The sequence below is a fragment of the Microbacterium sp. C-MGS6 genome (genome assembly GCF_058140415.1).
Genome location: NZ_CM176934.1, coordinates 2,532,228 through 2,545,297, shown reverse-complemented (window position 1 = coordinate 2,545,297; position 13,070 = coordinate 2,532,228). Strand labels below are relative to the sequence as shown.

Here is a 13,070-nt window from a genome sequence, read left to right as displayed (position 1 = left end):
CCCGTGTGCTCCCGCCCTTCCGCTCCGCCTGAGGCGAGTGGGAGGGTGGGAGCACCCGCACGATCAGAAGGACAACGATGCCCCGCACGATCGCCGTCAACACCTGGGTCTGGACGTCTCCGCTGACGGACGACACCCTGGAGCCGCTCGCCCGCACGGCCGCCCGGATGGGCTACGACGCCCTGGAGCTGCCGCTGGAGAGCTTCGGTGACTGGGACCCGCTCCGGGCCCGGGCCGTGCTGGACGGCCTCGGCATGGGCGCGGTCGTGGTCGGGGCGATGGGACCCGGGCGCTCGCTGCTCGCGCGCGCCGGAGACGTCGCCGCCACGCAGGACTACCTCCGCGCCTGCCTGGACGCCGCGGCCGTCCTCGGGGCCGCGGTCGTCGCCGGGCCGTTCTACGCCCCGACCGGCGTCACCTGGCGCATGGACGAGACGGAGCGGGCGGAGGTCGTCGGCGAGCTCCGGGACAACCTCGCCCCCCTCGCTCGCGAGGCCGCCGCTATCGGCGTGACGCTGGCCGTCGAGCCGCTCAACCGCTACGAGACCAGCGTGCTGAACACCGTGGCGCAGAGCCTTGATGCGCTGGCGCCGCTGCTCGGTGCCGGGGTGGGGCTGGCCCTCGACACCTACCACCTCAACATCGAGGAGAAGCGTCCCGCCGACGCGGTCCGGGCGGCGGGCGCCGCCATCGCGCACGTGCAGGTGTGCGGCAGCGACCGCGGTGCCGTGGGCGACGACCACACCGACTGGCCGGAGATGCTCCGCGCGCTCGACGACGCCGGCTACCGCGGCGTGCTGGGGCTGGAGAGCTTCACGGGCGAGAACGCGACGATCGCGGTCGCGGCCTCGGTGTGGCGACCGCTCGCGGCCAGCCAGGACGATCTCGCCGCCCGCAGCATCGCCCACCTGCGCGCCCTCGGCGCCTGAACCCCCGCGATACGAGCACCCGCGATACGAAGGAGTATCCATGAGCAGTCACCCGGTCACCCTGTTCACCGGCCAGTGGGCCGACCTGCCGTTCGAGGAGGTGGCCCGCCTCGCCGCGCAGTGGGGCTACGACGGGCTGGAGATCGCCGCGTCCGGCGACCACCTCGACCTCCGCCGGGCCGATGAGGACGATGCCTACGTCGCCTCCCGCCGCGAGATCCTCGACCGGCACGGACTGCGGGTGTTCGCGATCTCCAACCACCTCGCCGGGCAGGCGGTGTGCGACGACCCGATCGACTTCCGGCACCAGGGCATCCTGCGCCCGTACGTCTGGGGCGACGGCGAGGCCGAGGGTGTGCGGCAGCGGGCGGCGGAGGACATGACGCGTGCGGCCAGGGTGGCCAGGAAGCTCGGCGTCGACACCGTCGTCGGTTTCACCGGGTCGTCGATCTGGCCTTATGTCGCGATGTTCCCGCCGGTGCCGGAGACGGTGATCGCCCAGGGGTTCCAGGACTTCGTCGACCGATGGAATCCGATCCTCGACGTGTTCGACGGCGAGGGCGTGCGCTTCGCGCACGAGGTGCATCCAGGGGAGATCGCGTACGACTACTGGTCGAGCGTGCGCGCCCTCGACGCGATCGACCACCGCGACGCGTTCGGCTTCAACTGGGACCCCTCGCACATGATGTGGCAGAACATCGATCCCGTCGGCTTCATCGTCGACTTCGCCGACCGGATCTACCACGTCGACTGCAAGGACACCCGCCTGCGACCGAGGAACGGCCGTGCCGGGGTGCTCGGCTCGCATCTGCCGTGGGGCGACCCTCGGCGCGGCTGGGACTTCGTCTCCACCGGCCACGGCGACGTGCCCTGGGAGGACGCGTTCCGCGCGCTCGATGCGATCGGGTACGACGGCCCGATCTCGATCGAGTGGGAGGACGCCGGCATGGACCGCCTGCATGGCGCCCCCGAGGCGCTCGGTTTCGTGCGCTCCCTGCTGTGGCCGCAGCCCGCGGCCGCCTTCGACGCCGCGTTCCGCCACCAGTGACGGGACGGCAGGCGACCGGCCGTGCTCAGGGCTCCCGCAGGCGGACCAGGCGCTCGTGCCCGGTCTCCTCGAGCTCGGCGATGTCGTCGCGCGACTTGAGGAAGTCGGAGAAGGACCGGTAGCCGAGGGCCTTCTCGCTGAAGGACGGGTCCATGCGGCGCATGTGCGTCTTGACCGCGGAACTGTGCAACCACTCGTCGGCATCCGCCTTGTCGTGGCCGAGGCGCAGGGCGCGCTCCAGGAGCCGCGTGGCCTCGCCCTGGTCGTCGATCTTCTCCTCGACCTTGGGCTCCTCGGCAGTGGCCTTGGCCTTGGCTTTCGCCCGGGACTTCGACACGGTCTTGGGCTTCGGGGTACCCGCGTCCGCGGCGGCCGGGGCGGACGGCTCCGCCGGGGCCTCGACCACCGGAGCGACCGCGGGCTGTGCCGCCTTCGCCGGACGCGCCACGCCCGGAAGCGAGTCGTACGACTCGAACTCGTCGCAGGCCGCGGCGAGCGACTTCGCCGTCGACCCGGCCACGCCCACCCCGATCACGTACCGGCCGAGGCGCTTGCAGCGCTGGGCGAGCGGCACGTAGTCGCTGTCGCCGGCCACGATGACCACATGGGTCAGGTCCGGAAGACGGAACATGTCCTCGACCGCATCGACCGCCAACCGGATGTCCGCGCCGTTCTTCGCGTACGCCGCGGCGGGGAAGAGCTGGACGAGGTCCACCGCGCGCGCCACGAGCTGCGACCGGTACTCGGCGTTGACCGGCGACGACCAGTCCGCGTACGCCCTGGTCAGCACGAGGGTGCCGAAGGACGCCGCGTAGTCGATGATGGCGCCGACCTCGATCATCGCCCGGCTCAGCCGCTCGGCGACCTCGGGGTCGTTCGGGTGCTCCGTGATGCGCTGGCGGTCCTTGCCGTAGGAGTTCCGGCCGTGGACCCGGTCGTACCAGGAGATGACGATGTTGTCGAAGTCCAGGTACACCGCCACGCGGGCGTCGGTCGTCTCAGCCACGGTCGTCCTCCTCGCCGGGGTAGCGCACGCCGATCTGCGCGCGGATCTCGTCCAGGGCGCCCATGATGGCGACGCTCTCCGCGATGGGGAGGATGTCGCCCTCGAGGAGACCGTCGCGGACGAGGCGCTCGGCCGCGAACGCCTGGTACTGCATGCCGCGACCCTCGACGGACGAGACGTACTCCTCCTGCACCGTGCCGTCCGGCAGCACGAGACGGAACGAGGTGGGGGCGTACCAGACCCGGTCGATGTCGATGCGGGCTTCGGTGCCGACGATGCTCGCGGCGTTGGGGCCGGCGCCGCGCGAGGAGGAGAGCGTCGTGGAGATCGCCCCGCTCTCGTGGATCATGAGGGTGGCGACCTCGGAATCGGCTCCGGTCTCGACCAGACGCCCTACCGCGCGGACGGTGGTCGGTGCCCCGAGGACATCCCAGACGAAGGAGATCGGGTAGATCCCCAGGTCGAGCAGCGCCCCGCCGCCCAGTTCGAGGGCGTTGAGACGGTGGGCGGGGTCGGTGGGCAGCTGCTGCGTGTGGTCGGCGCTCACGGTGCGGATCTCACCCAGGGCGCCGTCGGCGAGGAGCTCGCGGATGCGGACCATGTGCGGCAGGTACCGGGTCCACATCGCCTCCATGACGAGCAGCCCGCGCTCGGCGGCGAGCCGCTGGAGGTCCGCGGCCTGGGCGTGGTCGAGCGTGAACGCCTTCTCGACGAGGACGTGCTTCCCGTGCTCCAGGGCGAGCCGGGCGTTCTCGTGGTGCATCGGGTGCGGGGTGGAGACGTAGATGATGTCGACGTCGGGATCGGAGACCAGCGCCTCGTATGACGGATGCGCGTGCGCGATGTCGAAGCGCGCGGCGAAGGCATCGGCCGACTCCTGCGAGCGTGAGCCCACGGCGACGAGGTCGAGGCCGGCCGTGCGCAGATCGGATGCGAAGGCGCCGGCGATGCCGCCGGTCGCGAGGATTCCCCAACGAAGTCCAGTCATCCTCTCAGCGTAGAGGGTGGCGCGTGTGACCGTCTGTGACATCCGGTGACCTCCGGCTTCCTCCCCGTGGCCGGGGTGGAGGCGGCGCTCCTACCGTGTCGGCATGACGGAACCCCTCGTGATCGGCGCCATGGTGCGCACCCTCGGCGCCTACCCCTCCGGCTGGCGGTATCCCGGAGCCCACCGCGACCCCGCGGAGGACGCGGACATCCTGCGCCGCATCGCGCGGGAGGGGGAGGACGCAGGTCTGGACTACCTCTTCTTCGGCGACTGGCTGGCGACCGGACCCGACCTGGAGTTCCGCGACCCCTACCTGCTCGCCCGCATCGACCCGCTGAGCGCGGTGCTGTTCCTCGCCGGGGTGACCTCGCGGATCGGTCTCATCGCGACGGTCAACACCACCTATGCCGATCCGTACGCCACGGCGCGGGCGCTGGCCTCCCTCGACGTCCTCACCCACGGCCGGGCGGGGATCAACCTCGTCACCGGCGCCGAGCCGCGTGCCGCGGGCAACCACGGCCGTGACGCCCACGCCGACACCGAGACCCGCTACGACCGGGCCGAGGAGTTCGTCGTCGCTCTGCGCCGGCTCTGGGACTCGTGGGACGAGGACGCCTGGATCGCGGACGCCGAGCGCGGCGTGCTCATCGACCCCGAGGGGCTGCGCGCGGCCGAGGTCACGGGCGCACATGTGCGGGTCGCCGGTCCGCTCAACGTCGCGCGTCCGCCGCAGGGGCGCATCCCGATCGTGCACGCGGGGACCTCGCCGCGGTCGCGGGCGCTCGCCGCGACCGCCGCCGATCTCGCGCTCATCGCCGCGCCCACCCTCGCCGATGCCGTGACCACGCGGCGGCTGCTGAAGGACATCGCCGCGGACGCGGGGCGCCCGGCGGAGGAGCTGAAGGTCATCGCCCCGGTGCTGCCCGTCGTCGCGGACTCGGACGCCGGGGCGCACCGGATCGTCCGGCGGCTGCTGGAACTCGTGCCGCTCGCTGAGGGGGTGCAGCCCGATCGCGTCGCGTTCCCGCCGAACCGCACGGTGGATTCCCTCGCCGACGCACTGGAGGTGGCCGCCGACGACCCGCTGCGTGCCGCCGCCTTCGACGCCCCGGTGACGGCCGCCGAGGCGCTCCGGTTGGGGGAGCGGGGTGCCGCGCTCGTCGAGCGACTCGCGCGGATCGCCGGGCTCGCGGTCGGGGCGGAGGCGGCAGTGAGCTGGCGGCATCTCGTCGCCGCGCACGCCGTCCCCGCGGCCTTCGTGGTCGGCGATGCCGGCACGATCGCCGACCACTTCGAGAGCTGGCGCGACGCGGGGGCCGCCGACGGCTTCAACGTCCTCTCGGCATTCCAACCCGCGCAGTTCGAGGCCTTCACCCGCCTCGCGGCCCCCGAGCTCCGCCGCCGTGGCCTGCTCCGCGCGGCGGAGGAGGCCGGCCAGGACGGCCGGCGTGAGACGCTGCGCGACCGCCTCCGTGTGACGTCGCGTGTCGGCGCGTGACCACGGGTGTCGTCTCGCGACACCCGGAGTCCGCCGCCTCGCCCCCGTGCTCTGCCGCTTCCTACCGTGAACACCACCTGCACCCCCTCCGCACCCGAGACCCCGTCTTCCGAATCCGAGGAGTCCCCCGCATGAACCGCCGCCTCATCCGCACCGCCGCCGTCGCGGTCCCGCTCGTCCTGGCCGGCAGCCTCGCCGCCTGCGCCACCTCGCCCGCCCCGGGGAACACTCCGGCCGCCGCGGGGGACCCGGTCTCCGGCGGCACCCTGACCTACCTCGAGCACCAGGCCTACACGAACCTGTACCCGCCGCAGGCCGGCTTCTACCCAAACGGCGGCATCGTCAACAACATCGCCGCCCGGCTCACCTGGCAGAATCCGGAGACGCTCGAGATCGAGCCGTGGATCGCCGCGGAGTGGACCGTGAACGACGACGCCACGGAGTACACCTTCGACCTCAACCCGGACGTGACGTTCTCGGACGGCACGCCCGTGGACGCCGCCGCCGTCGCGAAGAACTTCGACACCTACGGCCTGGGTGACGCCGAACGCGGTCTCACCGTCTCCGAGGCCATCAACAACTACGCCGGCAGCGAGGAGGTGGACGAGGACACCGTGACGTTCCGCTTCAGCGCTCCGTCGCCCGGCTTCCTGCAGGCGACGTCGACCATCAACTCGGGGCTGCTGTCCCCGGAGACGCTGGACGGCACGATCGAGGATTTCGGCGCCGGCAACGCGGAGGAGATCATCGGCTCCGGTCCCTTCACCGTCACCGACGAGAAGCTCGGCACCGAGTACACCCTCACCACCCGCGACGACTACGACTGGGGCCCGGACAGCGCCGAGAACGACGGTCGTCCCTACCTCGACGCCGTGCACGTGCTGGTGACCCCCGAGGACTCCGTCCGCATCGGGTCGCTGCTCGCGGGCCAAGCCGACTACGTCCGCTACGTCCAGGCGTTCGACGAGGACCGCGTGGAGGGGGCCGGCTTCACGCTGTACGCGCCGCAGACCCGCGGCGTGAACAACTCGATCGCCCTCCGCCCGGAGAACCCGCTGCTGTCCGACATCCGCGTGCGTCAGGCGATCATCGCCGCGGTCGACGCGCAGGAGGTCGTCGACACCCTGTTCACCGAGAACTACCCGGTGGCCACGTCGGTGCTGTCCTCCCAGGCAGCGGGATACAAGGACGAGTCCGCGCACTACGCCCACGACCCGGAGAAGGCGGAGGCGCTGCTCGACGAGGCGGGCTGGAAGCCCGGCGCCGACGGCATTCGCGAGAAGGACGGCGAGCGGTTGTCCATCACGGTCTACGAGGCCAAGCCGCAGCCGCTGTCGAAGCAGACCCTGGAGCTCGTGGCGCAGCAACTCGCGGCGGTCGGCGTCGAGCTCACCGTCAAGCCCGGCGACGCGGGCAGCTACGCGGAGGACACGCGTGATCCCCTGAAGACGGGGTTCTACCACTCGATGGTCGGCCGTGCGGATCTCGACGTGATCAAGAGCCAGTACTTCACGAAGAACCGCGACGTGCTGATCTCGCAGGATGCGACGCTCGACGAGCTGCTCCTCGCCGTCGCCTCCGAGCCGGATGCCCAGAAGCGGGTGGCCGCCTCCCAGGCCGTGCAGGACTACATCGCGGAGCAGGCATACGTGATCCCGCTCTTCGAGGAGCCGCAGGTCTACGGCGCGGCGACGTACGTGCACGGCGTCGCGTTCGAGTCGGTCGGCCGCCCCACGTTCTCCGGCGTGTGGCTCGCGGAGCACTGAGGACCACGGTGACCCCATGACCTTCGTCCTCCGACGGGCCGGGCAGGCCGCGATCGTGCTGATCGCGGCCTTCACGGCCACGTTCTTCCTGCTGCAGCTGCTGCCGGGAGACGCCATCCTCATCAAGTTCTCCGACCCGAGCCTGGGGCTCTCGCCGGAGCAGCTCGACGACATCCGCGCGACCTACGGCGCCGACGTGCCGTGGGGGGAGCAGTATCTGCACGCGGGGCTCGGCTTCCTCGCCGGCGACTTCGGCTACTCGACCCAGTACGGCACCCCGGTCCGGACGATGCTCGCTGAAGCACTGCCCGCCACACTGCTGCTCGCGGCGCTCGGGCTCCTGGTCGCCGTCCTGCTCGCGGTGCTGATCGCGGTGCTCTCCTCGCTCGCGCCCTTCGCCTGGCTGCGGGACGGTCTGCGGCAGATGCCGGGACTGTTCGTGGCGGTCCCTGTGTTCTGGCTCGGGATCCTGCTCATCCAGGTGTTCTCGTTCGGGCTCGGATGGGTGCCGATCGTGGGGGCCGATCCGATCAGCGGCCTGATCCTCCCCGTCCTCACGCTCGCCGTGCCGATCTCGGCGCCCCTCGCCCAGGTCCTGGTCCGCTCCATCGACCGCGTGCAGGCGCAGCCGTTCGTGACCGTGGTGCGGGCGAAGGGCGCGCCGCCGGCGTGGGTGCTCACGCGGTCGGTCGCGCGCAACGCCGCCGTCCCGACCCTCACCATCGCGGGGGTGCTGTTCGGAGAGCTCGTCGGAGGAGCGGTGGTCACCGAGACCGTCTTCGGCCGCACCGGCATCGGACGCCTCACGGAGCAGGCCGTCGCGAACCAGGACATCCCGGTGCTGCAGGGAGTGGTGCTGCTGTCTGCCCTGGGGTTCGTGGTGATCAGCTTCGCCGTCGACCTCGCCACGCCCCTGATCGACCCGCGGCAGCGGCGGGCGGCCCGCGCCGCCCGGTCGCGCCCCGTCCGTCCCGCCGCCCAGGAGGTGCCCGCATGACCGCTCCCGTCATTGTCGAGACGTCGGTCGAGACGTCGGGTGCCCCGCCCGCGCCGTCCGCCCCGGCGCCCGTCTCCGCATCCCGTCCGCGACGGCGGTCGCGCGCCTGGGGGCTGTACCTCGCGTTCGCTGTCGTCGCCGTGGCGGTGCTGTGGGCGGTGATCCCGGGGGTCTTCGCGCCGGGCGATCCGCTGACCGGCGTGCCCGCCGACAAGCTCCTGCCGCCGAGCGCCGCGCACTGGTTCGGGACCGACGCCCTCGGCCGCGACCTCTTCGGCCGGGTCGTGCACGGCGCGGTGCACTCCCTGTCGGGCGCGCTCATCGCCGTGACGGTCGGCCTCGCGCTCGGCACGCTCCTCGGAGCCGTCGCCGGCGCGACCGGCGGTGTCGTGGACGACGTGCTGATGCGGATCGTCGACATGCTGCTGGCCATCCCCGGGCTGCTGCTGTCGCTCTCCGTCATCATCCTGCTCGGCTTCGGAACGGTGAACGCGGCGATCGCCGTGGGACTCGGCAGCGTCGCCGCCTTCGCCCGGCTCATGCGCGCCGAGGTGGCGCGGGTGCGCCGCACCGAGTACGTCGAGGCGGCGTACGGCAGCGGCGGCACCTTCGTCGCCGTGCTGCGCCGGCATGTGCTCCCGAACGCCCTCACCCCGATCATCGCGCTCGCCGCGCTGCAGTTCGGCACGGCCATCCTCGCCATCTCCACCCTCGGCTTCCTCGGCTACGGCGCGCCGCCGCCCACCCCCGAGTGGGGCCTGCTGATCGCCGAGGGGCGCAACTACATCGCGACCGCCTGGTGGCTCACGGCGCTCCCCGGCCTCGTGGTGGTCGCCGTCGTGCTCAGCGCCAATCGCATCAGCCACCGGCTCGGAAGGAGCGCCCGATGACCGCGCCCACCCCCGTCCTCACCGCGACGGACCTGCGGGTCTCGTACGCCGCCCGCGAGGTCGTGCACGGCCTCTCCTTCGCCATCGCGGAGGGGGAGACCCTCGCCCTCGTCGGCGAGTCGGGCTCCGGCAAGTCCACCACGGCGCACGCCCTCCTCGGCCTGCTGCCGGAGGGCGGACGGGTCGAGGGCGGGCGCGTCCGGCTCGGCGACCTCGACATCTCCGGATGGTCGGATCGGGCGTTCCGCGGCATCCGCGGGTCGGAGATCGGGCTGGTGCCGCAGGATCCGACGACCTCGCTCGACCCGGTGCGCCCCGTCGGCGTGCAGGTCGCCGAGGTGCTGCGTCTGCACGGGCATCGCGACCGTCGTTCCCGGAACGCCCGCGTGCTCGAGCTGCTCGACCGCGTCGGGCTGGACGACCCCGATCTGCGTGCTCGACAGTATCCGCACGAGCTCTCCGGCGGGATGCGGCAGCGGGTCCTCATCGCGGCCGCGATCGCCCTCCGCCCTCGGCTGCTCATCGCGGACGAGCCCACCAGCGCCCTCGACGCCACGGTGCAGCGCCGCGTGCTGGATCTGCTGGACGAGCTGCAGCGCGAGGACGGCACGAGCATCCTGCTCGTGACGCACGACCTCGGCGTCGCCGCGGACCGGGCGGCGCGGATCGCGGTGCTGAAGGACGGCCGGATCGTGGAGCAGGGGCCGAGTGCGCAGGTGCTCGCGGAGCCGGAAGACCCGTACACGAGGCAGCTGCTCGCGGACGCGCCCGCCTTCACGACCGGCTTCCGGCGTCCGGACGCGCCGCCGTTCCTCCGGGACGCCGCGGCAGTGGCCGCCGAGAAGCCCTACGAGATCGTGGCTGCCGGCCTCGTCAAGGAGTTCCGGGTCGCGGGTCGTGAGCGCTTCCGGGCGGTCGACGACGTCTCCTTCCGGGTGCGGCGCGGGACGACCCATGCGCTGGTCGGCGAGTCCGGATCGGGCAAGTCCACGACAGCGCGCCTGGTCACGCGCTTCCTCCGTCCGGACGCCGGGACCGTGGAGCTCGCGGGGGAGGACGCGACGGCCGTCGAGGGGGCGCGACTGCGTGCGCTGCGCCGACGGATCCAGCTCGTGTACCAGAACCCCTTCGCCTCCCTGGATCCGCGGCAGCAGATCGCCGACATCGTGGCCGAGCCGCTGCACAACTTCCGCATCGGCGGCCGGTCCGAGCGTCGGGATCGCGCGGTCGCCCTGCTCGAGCGCGTGGCGCTGCCGGCGGATGCGGCCCGCCGCACGCCGAGCGAGCTGTCCGGCGGGCAGCGCCAGCGGGTCGCGATCGCGCGGGCGCTCGCCGTCGACCCGGAGATCCTCGTGCTCGACGAGGCGGTGTCGGCGCTCGACGTGACGGTGCAGGCACGCATCCTCGAACTGCTCTCCGCGCTCCAGGCCGAGCTCGGACTCACCTACCTCTTCATCTCGCACGACCTCGCCGTGGTGCGCCGCATCAGCCACACCGTCTCCGTGATGCACCGCGGGCGCGTCGTGGAGGAGGGGCCGACCGAGGAGCTGTTCCACGACCCGCAGCACGAGAACACCCGGGAGCTGCTGGCCGCGGTCCCCGGCCGAACGGAGATCCTCGCATGAGCGCCCCCACCCCTCGCCCCACCGTCGCATTCTTCACCCGGCTCCTGGACGATGCGTCTCCGGACGACCGCTACCGCCTCGCCCTGGCGCAGATCCAGCACGCCGAACGGCACGGCGTGGGGAGGGCCTGGGTGGCACAGCATCATTTCCGGGCGGCGGAAGGCGGGCTGCCCTCGCCGCTCGTCTTCCTCGCGCACGCGGCGGCACGCACCTCGGGGATCCGGCTCGGCACCGGGATCATCACCCTTCCCCTCGAAGACCCGGTCCGGGTGGCCGAGGACGCCGTGGTGGCCGACCTGCTCGCGGACGGGCGGATCGACCTCGGGCTCGGCAGCGGCGGCACCCCGTCGTCCTTCACGCCCTTCGGGGAGGACGTGCGCGACAAGGGGCCCACCTACGACCGCAAGCTGGGCGTGCTGCTCGACGCTCTCCAGGGCCGCGACGTCGGTGCGGGGAACACGCTGTATCCGGACGCGGGGTCGCTGGCCGCGCGGATCTGGCAGGCGACGTTCTCGGCACCCGGCGGTCATCGAGCAGGCATCCACGGTCACGGACTGCTGCTGTCCCGCACGCAGCCCCGCTCCGGCGACCGTGTGCACGCCCCGCTGTCCGCCCTGCAGGACCCGATCATCGACGCCTACCTCGACGCGCTGCCCGCCGGCGAGACTCCGCGGATCACCGCCTCCCGCACCGTGTTCGTGGCGGACGACCGCGCCGAGGCGCTCCGGTTCGCCGAGGTCGGTCTACGGCGAGCAGCCGAGGGCTTCCGGCGGCAGGGCCAGACGATCCCCGGGGACGGCATCGACGACCTCATCGCCGCTCTCGACACGCATCTCGGCACCCCGGAGGAGGTCGCCGCCTCCCTCGCCGCCGACACCACGCTGCGCCGCGCGACCGAGGTGGCGTTCCAGGTGCACTCGGTCGACGCGCCGCACGCCCACGTCCTGCGCTCGATCGAGTTGTTCGCGACGGAGGTCGCCCCGGCCCTCGGCTACGCGCTCACGCCGCCGGATCCCGAGACCACCCACACGCCCGAGAACACCCCCACCGTGAAGGAGAACGCATGACCGCCGACACCGTCGACCAGCTGACGGGGGGGACGCCGGAGCTGGATGCGCTGCGTCGTCGCCGTCCCGTGACCAGGGAGCAGCTCCAGGCGAGCTTCGACGCGCTCTTCCACCCGGTATCCGCGGAGCATGTGTCTCTCGCAGAGCGCGCGCTCATCGCGGCGTTCGCGACCGCGCTCGCCGGTGCCGACGACCCGACGGCGGCGTTCTACGCCCGGAGGGCCCGCGAGATCGACCCGGAGCGCGCCGCGATCGTCGCCCGGGAGGCCGGAGCCGCCGCGACCACGGGACCATTCGGCGCCTACACCGAGCGCGGGCTGGAGGCCGAGAGTACCGACGGCACTCGCTACCTCCGGGAGGAAGCGGCATCGGCTGCCGTGGGGGAGCGTCTCGCGACCGCTCTCGCGCACACGCACCTGCTGGTGTTCCGTCCCCGCGAGGCATCCGGTGCCGACCTCGGCCGCCTGCACGACGCCGGCTGGTCGACGGACGGCATCGTGACGCTGTCGCAGCTCGTGTCCTTCCTCGCCTTCCAGCAGCGGGTCGTCACCGGCCTCCGCGTGCTTCAGGAGGCCGGACTCACCGCCGCCGACACAGCGACCGCGACCGCCACCGACACCGACACCGACGAGGAGGCCGCATGACCGCCGCCGACACCGTGCTCCGCCACGACGCCGCCCCCTATCCGCACGCCTTCACGCGCGCCGAGGTCGGCTGGACACCCCACCTCGCGCCCCTGGCGGAGGAGGATCTGACCCCGCGGCACCTCGACGGCCTCGTCGACGCCGCCCGGGCGAAGAACGAGTACTTCCGGCTGCTCGCCCGCGACCCCGAGGTGCTGCGCGCGCGCACCCTCGTCGACAAGGACATCTTCTACAACGCCGCGGAGGGCCTCCCACGGGCGGAACGGGAGCTGGCGGCCACCGCCGCCTCGCGCCGCAACGGCTGCGTGTTCTGCGCCTCCGTGCACTCCCGGTTCGCGGCGCACCACGGCAAGCGGCTGGAGGACGTCGATACGCTCCTCGCCGAGGGCGTGGACGCGGATCTGGGGGAGCGCTGGAACGCGATCATCGCCGCCGCGGTCGCGCTGACCGACACGCCTCGCGCGTTCGGTCCCGCGCACATCGCGCGCCTCCGTGCGGCCGGACTGGACGACCTCGAGATCGCGGACGTCGTGCACGGCGCGGCCTTCTTCAATTGGGCGAACCGGCTGATGCTCTCGCTCGGCCGCCCCGTCGCTCCATTCTGACCGACAG

Annotated in this window: 12 protein-coding genes; 10 read left to right on the top strand and 2 right to left on the bottom strand. The window is 72.5% G+C overall.

Annotation, left to right across the window (positions count from 1 at the left end; genetic code table 11):
* The first annotated feature begins 77 nt into the window (after positions 1-77).
* Both AC3B5L_RS12445 and AC3B5L_RS12440 read left to right on the top strand, forming a co-directional pair.
* A complete protein-coding gene (locus tag AC3B5L_RS12445; RefSeq protein ID WP_259951467.1) occupies positions 78-929 on the top strand; it encodes a sugar phosphate isomerase/epimerase family protein in 852 nt (283 codons plus the stop codon).
* 40 nt (positions 930-969) lie between these two features.
* Positions 970-1,977, top strand: a complete 1,008-nt coding sequence (locus AC3B5L_RS12440; RefSeq protein ID WP_259951469.1) for a sugar phosphate isomerase/epimerase family protein — start codon at positions 970-972, stop codon at positions 1,975-1,977.
* Between the two features lie 25 nt (positions 1,978-2,002).
* Here AC3B5L_RS12440 and AC3B5L_RS12435 read toward each other — a convergent pair whose 3' ends face one another.
* Both AC3B5L_RS12435 and AC3B5L_RS12430 read right to left on the bottom strand, forming a co-directional pair.
* A complete protein-coding gene (locus AC3B5L_RS12435; protein WP_268776780.1) occupies positions 2,003-2,983 on the bottom strand; it encodes an NYN domain-containing protein in 981 nt (326 codons plus the stop codon).
* The gene (locus tag AC3B5L_RS12430) at positions 2,976-3,971 is read right to left on the bottom strand and encodes a Gfo/Idh/MocA family protein (RefSeq protein WP_268776781.1); all 996 of its coding nucleotides are present in this window, start codon (positions 3,969-3,971) and stop codon (positions 2,976-2,978) included. Before AC3B5L_RS12430 ends, AC3B5L_RS12435 begins: the two co-directional genes overlap by 8 nt.
* 103 nt (positions 3,972-4,074) lie before the next feature.
* Here AC3B5L_RS12430 and AC3B5L_RS12425 point away from each other — a divergent pair, with 103 nt between their 5' ends.
* The 8 genes from AC3B5L_RS12425 to AC3B5L_RS12390 all read left to right on the top strand — a co-directional run bounded on the left by AC3B5L_RS12425 (position 4,075) and on the right by AC3B5L_RS12390 (position 13,063).
* Positions 4,075-5,469 (top strand): NtaA/DmoA family FMN-dependent monooxygenase, encoded by a 1,395-nt coding sequence (locus AC3B5L_RS12425; protein ID WP_268776782.1) that lies wholly within the window; start codon positions 4,075-4,077, stop codon positions 5,467-5,469.
* A 131-nt stretch (positions 5,470-5,600) separates the two neighbouring features.
* A complete protein-coding gene (locus tag AC3B5L_RS12420) occupies positions 5,601-7,235 on the top strand; it encodes a TIGR04028 family ABC transporter substrate-binding protein (RefSeq protein WP_490095837.1) in 1,635 nt (544 codons plus the stop codon).
* A gap of 16 nt (positions 7,236-7,251) precedes the next feature.
* The gene (locus AC3B5L_RS12415) at positions 7,252-8,232 is read left to right on the top strand and encodes an ABC transporter permease (RefSeq protein ID WP_490095836.1); all 981 of its coding nucleotides are present in this window, start codon (positions 7,252-7,254) and stop codon (positions 8,230-8,232) included.
* Complete coding sequence (locus AC3B5L_RS12410) at positions 8,229-9,122, top strand: ABC transporter permease (RefSeq protein ID WP_490095835.1); 894 nt, start codon at positions 8,229-8,231, stop codon at positions 9,120-9,122. The genes AC3B5L_RS12415 and AC3B5L_RS12410 overlap by 4 nt, the downstream gene beginning before the upstream one ends.
* Positions 9,119-10,747, top strand: a complete 1,629-nt coding sequence (locus AC3B5L_RS12405; RefSeq protein ID WP_490095834.1) for a dipeptide ABC transporter ATP-binding protein — start codon at positions 9,119-9,121, stop codon at positions 10,745-10,747. Before AC3B5L_RS12410 ends, AC3B5L_RS12405 begins: the two co-directional genes overlap by 4 nt.
* Positions 10,744-11,814, top strand: a complete 1,071-nt coding sequence (locus tag AC3B5L_RS12400) for a putative FMN-dependent luciferase-like monooxygenase (RefSeq protein ID WP_490095833.1) — start codon at positions 10,744-10,746, stop codon at positions 11,812-11,814. The genes AC3B5L_RS12405 and AC3B5L_RS12400 overlap by 4 nt, the downstream gene beginning before the upstream one ends.
* Positions 11,811-12,458, top strand: coding sequence for a CMD domain protein (locus tag AC3B5L_RS12395; RefSeq protein WP_490095832.1), 648 nt, complete (start codon positions 11,811-11,813; stop codon positions 12,456-12,458). The genes AC3B5L_RS12400 and AC3B5L_RS12395 overlap by 4 nt, the downstream gene beginning before the upstream one ends.
* The gene (locus tag AC3B5L_RS12390; protein ID WP_490095831.1) at positions 12,455-13,063 is read left to right on the top strand and encodes an alkylhydroperoxidase domain protein; all 609 of its coding nucleotides are present in this window, start codon (positions 12,455-12,457) and stop codon (positions 13,061-13,063) included. The genes AC3B5L_RS12395 and AC3B5L_RS12390 overlap by 4 nt, the downstream gene beginning before the upstream one ends.
* Positions 13,064-13,070: the final 7 nt, after the last annotated feature.

Coding starts and splice junctions, on each gene's coding strand:
- AC3B5L_RS12445 (WP_259951467.1), top strand. CDS start 78: ATGCCCCGCACGATCGCCGTCAACACCTGGGTCTGGACGTCTCCGCTG.
- AC3B5L_RS12440 (WP_259951469.1), top strand. CDS start 970: ATGAGCAGTCACCCGGTCACCCTGTTCACCGGCCAGTGGGCCGACCTG.
- AC3B5L_RS12430 (WP_268776781.1), bottom strand. CDS start 3,971: ATGACTGGACTTCGTTGGGGAATCCTCGCGACCGGCGGCATCGCCGGC.
- AC3B5L_RS12425 (WP_268776782.1), top strand. CDS start 4,075: ATGACGGAACCCCTCGTGATCGGCGCCATGGTGCGCACCCTCGGCGCC.
- AC3B5L_RS12420 (WP_490095837.1), top strand. CDS start 5,601: ATGAACCGCCGCCTCATCCGCACCGCCGCCGTCGCGGTCCCGCTCGTC.
- AC3B5L_RS12415 (WP_490095836.1), top strand. CDS start 7,252: ATGACCTTCGTCCTCCGACGGGCCGGGCAGGCCGCGATCGTGCTGATC.
- AC3B5L_RS12410 (WP_490095835.1), top strand. CDS start 8,229: ATGACCGCTCCCGTCATTGTCGAGACGTCGGTCGAGACGTCGGGTGCC.
- AC3B5L_RS12405 (WP_490095834.1), top strand. CDS start 9,119: ATGACCGCGCCCACCCCCGTCCTCACCGCGACGGACCTGCGGGTCTCG.
- AC3B5L_RS12400 (WP_490095833.1), top strand. CDS start 10,744: ATGAGCGCCCCCACCCCTCGCCCCACCGTCGCATTCTTCACCCGGCTC.
- AC3B5L_RS12395 (WP_490095832.1), top strand. CDS start 11,811: ATGACCGCCGACACCGTCGACCAGCTGACGGGGGGGACGCCGGAGCTG.
- AC3B5L_RS12390 (WP_490095831.1), top strand. CDS start 12,455: ATGACCGCCGCCGACACCGTGCTCCGCCACGACGCCGCCCCCTATCCG.